The sequence below is a fragment of the Synechococcus sp. CCAP 1479/10 genome, from assembly GCF_019038515.1.
In the GTDB taxonomy this organism is placed as follows: Bacteria; Cyanobacteriota; Cyanobacteriia; order PCC-6307; family Cyanobiaceae; genus Cyanobium.
This window is the reverse complement of the sequence record NZ_JAFKRJ010000033.1, coordinates 1-2,772: the sequence shown is the minus strand read 5'-3', so window position 1 is coordinate 2,772 and position 2,772 is coordinate 1. Positions and strand designations below refer to the sequence as shown.

The following is a 2,772-nucleotide window of genomic DNA, read 5'->3' as shown; positions in this document are numbered from 1 at the left end:
GCGGTCGTCCTCGGAGATGTCCCAGAAGACGTAGGCCCACTGGGGATCGCGGGGCAGGAAGACGACGCGGGTCTCGGCGGCCGGCCGGGGCGCCGGGGCCATCTCGGCCTCGATGCGCTCCAGGCTGCGCCCCTCACCCTCCTCCACCTGGCGGGTGCTGATGGCCTCCACCAGCTCCTCCTTGGACTTGCGGCTGTAGAGCGACACGCCGAGGTCGCTGGCGATCTGCCGCAGCTGGCGCAGCGTCATCATCGCCAGGGAGGTCAGCGTCTTCTGGCTCACAACATCAGAATTCGTTTGGGATCAGTCTGGAGGACCTTTCCGGCTTTGGGCGGAAGCGGCCGGCCGGGGTCAGCATCCACTGACGGCCTGGGGCGCGCCCGACCCCCCTCTCCCCGGACGGGGACACGAAAAAGGCCCTGCAGCAATGACGCTGCGGGGCCAGGGTGAACTCAGGGGCCGGTGGGTGACCGGCCGACGACGGCCGAACTCAGCGGCCGATGCTGCGGTAGGGAACCTTGGAGAGGTAGTCCATGCCGGTGTTGCCGGCGGCGGCGCTGCCGACACCACGCAGGGCGGGCAGGGTGCGGACCCAGGGCAGGTAGTCCTGCGGGAAGCCGCCGCGGCGCTGCTGGGCGCGCTCGGGGAAGCTGCGGGACTTGCCGGTGTAGACGATCTGGGGGAAGCCCAGGATGCCCCGGTAGTAGGACTCGTAGCGGGGGGAGGTGATGTTGAAGGGGGTCTCACCCACTTCGCGGGAGCCCACCACGCGGTTGCGGTGGTAGGGGACGGTGTCGTAACCGAAGGCGTCCAGGTACTCCTTGGAGTCGAGGATGGCGTCCACCGCGCCCTTGACCCCTTTGGTCATGATCACGGCCGACCAGGCGATCTCCTCGGCCTTGCCGTGGACCGGGCGACCCAGCAGCTTCTCGACCAGGTGGCGGGCCACCCGGTAGTTGCTGTTGAGGTTGTAGAAGCTGCGGTTGAAGGTGTCCGACAGGCAGAGGGAGCGGATGAAGTCCCGCACCGTGATCTGGCCGTCCCGCAGCTGGCACTCAAGGGTGCGGTCGCGGTCGACCTTGAAGGCATGGAAGAAGATCTGGCGGTAGGCCGCTTCGATCACGAAATTCTGATCTTCCCGGTCCATGGCCTTGTCCATGGACACGGCCTTGGGGTCCTCGTCGGAACCCACCCGGAACGGCGCGACGCGCGAGTTCTGGGAAGTGGGGGCGTACTTGAGGAGTGGAAGAGCCACGCGTGGTCCGGCATCCGTCGTTGGGGATCGTAGAAGTAGGGCCCCGGCGGCCCCGGGCCCGGGAGGGCAGGGCTCACAGTCCGTAACGTTGGCGACACAACACCAACGCGCGCCCCGTCACCAGCCCAGGGCTGACAGGCAGGCGGTTTCGGGGCTCGCCGGGGCGTCTGCCTGGGAGCCCGTTGCGTCGGCGCCGGCGCCGGTTGCGCTGGTGGCCCCGTCGGCGATCCGGGTCTCGACGCAGAAGGAGGCGGTGTTGGAGAGCCCCTCGACGGTGCTGGTGCGCAGGCGCACGTCGGGCCCGGCGAAGCTGAAGCGCTCCAGGCTGTTCATCGTCTCGTAGCTGGTGGTGAGCAGCAGGCCGTCGCGGTCGTCCATGGCGAAGTGGCCGGCCACCGGCGCCGTTTCGGCGTAGCCGCGGTCACGCAGCAGCAGGCCGCTGCGGCCCCGTCCATCGGTGGGGATCAGGCCGAAGACGCTTTCGCCCTCGTGGGCCTCGCCGGCCTTGTCCCAGGCCATCGAGCCGCTCCAGCGCACCCGGCAGCCCCCCACCAGGCCGGCGGGATCCTGGCCGTGCAGGACGGCGATCGCCTCCAGGCGCGGATCGGCCGCCTCCAGCTCCACCACTTCAATGAAGGAGCCGCCCGCCTCGGCGCGGCGGTGCAGCAGGTGGTGGCTGCTGCGCTGGGAGCGCCAGCGGCCGCAGCTGAGCCGGAAGAAGCTGATGGCGTCGGCGATGGATCCGCTCACGGGGGCCTCGGGCGATGGGCGCGATCAGGCGATGATCGCAACTCCCCCACCCTCCCGCGGCCCCTTGTCCGCCGCCCCCGTCGCCGCCGCCCTGGCGGCCGCTTTCTGCTGGGCCTTCTCCAGCCTGCTGTGGCGCCGGCTGCCCACCTCCCTCTCGGCCGCCCGGCTGAACCTGCTCAAGAACCTGCTGGCGGTGGCCCTGCTGCTGCCGCTGGCCCTCGTGATGCCGTGGCAGATGGCGCCGCGCTCACTGGTGCTGCTGGCCCTCAGCGGCGTGCTGGGGATCGCCCTGGGGGACACGCTGTTCTTTGCTGCCCTGCGGCGGCTGGGCACCCGGCGCACCCTCACCATCGATGCCGGCGGCCCGGCGGTCACCAGCCTGGCGGGGGTGGCGCTGCTGGGGGAGGTGCCCCGGCCGGCCCAGTGGCTGGGGATCGCGCTGATCACCCTGGCGGTGCTGCTGGTGGTGCACCAGCGCGCCCCCCGGCAGGACGGCCCCGAGGCTGGCCTGCCCACGGGCGGTGATGGGGCGGGCGGCGCTCTGGCGAGCAATGACGGGCTCGGTGTGGCCCTGGCGCTCGGGGCCCTGGCCTGCGGCAGCGGCGGGGCGCTGCTGGCGCGGGCGGGGCTGCTGGCCGGCGGGCCGGAGCCGCTGCAGGCCGCCACCCTGCGGCTGGCGGCGGCGGCCCTGGTGATGCTGCCGCTGCTGGTGGGGCTGCCGCGGGCCGCCCAGGGGCCCCGGCCGGCCGGGCGCCCCTGGCCCCGGG

The 2,772-nt window shown here is 72.1% G+C and carries 4 protein-coding genes; 1 reads left to right on the top strand and 3 read right to left on the bottom strand.

From position 1 onward, the window contains the following. The 3 genes from KUG39_RS12485 to KUG39_RS12475 form a co-directional block, all read right to left on the bottom strand. Positions 1 to 249: Rho termination factor N-terminal domain-containing protein (locus KUG39_RS12485; protein ID WP_216915292.1), on the bottom strand; the 249-nt coding region annotated here is incomplete at its 3' end. A 241-nt stretch (positions 250 to 490) separates the two neighbouring features. Continuing rightward, on the bottom strand, positions 491 to 1,255 hold the full coding sequence (locus tag KUG39_RS12480) for a phycobilisome rod-core linker polypeptide (protein ID WP_094586832.1): 765 nt from the start codon (positions 1,253 to 1,255) through the stop codon (positions 491 to 493). 117 nt (positions 1,256 to 1,372) lie between these two features. Beyond that, positions 1,373 to 2,005 carry a phycobiliprotein lyase gene (locus KUG39_RS12475; RefSeq protein ID WP_216915280.1) on the bottom strand — a complete coding sequence of 211 codons (633 nt, stop codon included), beginning with the start codon at positions 2,003 to 2,005 and terminating at the stop codon, positions 1,373 to 1,375. Between the two features lie 64 nt (positions 2,006 to 2,069). Here KUG39_RS12475 and KUG39_RS12470 point away from each other — a divergent pair. Next, positions 2,070 to 2,772: EamA family transporter (locus KUG39_RS12470; protein ID WP_286194013.1), on the top strand; the 703-nt coding region annotated here is incomplete at its 3' end.